Annotated in this window: 1 protein-coding gene and 1 pseudogene; one reads left to right on the top strand and one right to left on the bottom strand. The window is 62.2% G+C overall.

Features of this window, described 5'->3' with window-relative positions; genetic code table 11:
* Nucleotides 1-108: 108 nt before the first annotated feature.
* Nucleotides 109-255, top strand: a pseudogene (locus WB528_RS22090) (TRIC cation channel family protein); the annotation flags it as partial.
* A 71-nt stretch (nucleotides 256-326) separates the two neighbouring features.
* On the opposite strand, the gene WB528_RS22085 reads toward WB528_RS22090, so the two are convergent.
* On the bottom strand, nucleotides 327-1538 hold the full coding sequence (locus tag WB528_RS22085; protein ID WP_423890675.1) for a c-type cytochrome: 1212 nt from the start codon (nucleotides 1536-1538) through the stop codon (nucleotides 327-329).
* Nucleotides 1539-1808: the final 270 nt, after the last annotated feature.

Here is a 1808-nt window from a genome sequence, read left to right as displayed (position 1 = left end):
GCGACAACGGCGAGGTGACCGGGCGAGTTCCGGGAACTTCCGCTATTCCACGGCGCGACGAGATCGCCTGAGTGGAATGGAACCACGAGCGAACCTGAGTCGGGCAGGATGTGGACGCTACCTCCCAGCGATTCGGTGTTGCATTTCCGCTCGCTGGTGGCGCTGGCCGCGCAAGCGATGACCGCGGCGCTGGCGGCGGGACGGCGCAGCATGGATTGGGTCGGCGTTTGCCTGCCCGGCTGTTTCACTGCGCTAGTGGTCCGATTCTAACATTCGCATCCCGTCGCAGCTGCCACTTTTGCGATGCGGACAAAAAATAACGACGTCTACTTTCGCAGCTTCGCGACCTCTGCTGGCGTCACCGCGGGCGCGGCATTACCCCAGGCGTTGCGGATGTACGTGACGACATCGGCCACCTCCTGGTCCGACCACTTGGGGTAGGCTGGCATCGATCCAGTGTTGGGCGCACGCGGCGTCGTGATCGTCTCGGCGCCGTCCAGCACGATCTTGATTGCACTCGCGGGATTGGCGGATTGCAGGTTGGCGTTGCCGGGTAGCGGCGGATAGATGCGCGGTGCGCCGCTGCCGTCGAGTTCGTGGCAGGCGACGCACGATCTTTTGTACAGCTTCTCGCCGTTGGCCATTTGCGCAGGCGACGGCGCCACCACGGCCGGCTCCGGACGTCCCGCCGGTATTTCCTTGAGATACACCGCCATGGCGCGCACGTCGGCCTCGCTCATATGCGAGGTGGAATTGAGCACTACTTGCGCCATCGGTCCATCGGCATGGCTATGGCCGTTGCGCCCGCTCAGGAGATATTCGGCGATATCCTCGACGTTCCATGATTTCAGGCCACCGCGTTCGGCGCCGTCGAGGCGCGGGGCAAACCAGCCATCGACCAGGCTGCCGGCAAATCGCGCTTTTTGCCTTTCGGCACCGAGGAAATTCTTCGGCGTATGGCAGGCGCCGCAATGGCCGAGGCCTTCGACGAGATAACCGCCGCGATTCCATTCCGCGCTCTTGCTCTGGTCGGGCTCGAAAATACGCGGCCGGAAGAAGGCAAAATTCCAGAGCCGTATCAGCACGCGGTAGTTCAGCGGCCAGCGTAGCTCATTAGGCGGCGGTTTGTTGCTGACCGGCGGAAACGTGCCGAGATAGGCACGGATCGCAAAGATGTCGCCGCGCACCAGTTTGGTGAAATGGGGGTAGGGGAAGGCCGGGTAGTAGCGCGATCCGTCCGGCGCCTGGCCGTAGCGCATCGCGCGCAGAAACTGATCGTCGCTCCATCGGCCGATGCCAGTTTCGTGGTCTGGCGTCAGGTTGGCGGAATAGATGCCGCCGAACGGTGTCTCGATCCGCTTTCCGCCGGCGAACGGCTTTGCGGCATCGGCGGTATGGCAACTGGCGCAGTCGCCAGCCTCCGTCAGCGCCTTGCCTTTGGCGATTGTTTCCGGAGGCGGGTTGGCCGGCGCCTGTGCACGGGCGTGGTTCACGTTGAATGCAGTGCACAACGCAAGGCTCGCGAGAATCGTTCGCACGCCAGCTAGCCAATACCGTGAGAAGGAGTACCCCATCCCGAGCACTATAACGCGAAATCGGCGATCTGCGCCTCACGTCGTTTCGTCATGGCATGGCTGTTGGATATAAGCCGAAAAGGGGACCGGGCACCTTTGCCACGAAATTGCGTTTTTCACCCGACCGCCGTCGGACACCAGATTTGTGATGCGGCGCGCTTAAAAACCGACATAGACTGGCATTGCCGGATCACGTGATTACCTAAAAAGAAGCAGCAAGGCCGGGGCTTTAAG

It is taken from the genome of Bradyrhizobium sp. (assembly GCF_049586575.1).
GTDB lineage: Bacteria > Pseudomonadota > Alphaproteobacteria > Rhizobiales > Xanthobacteraceae > Bradyrhizobium.
This window is presented reverse-complemented; position numbering and strand designations above follow the sequence as displayed.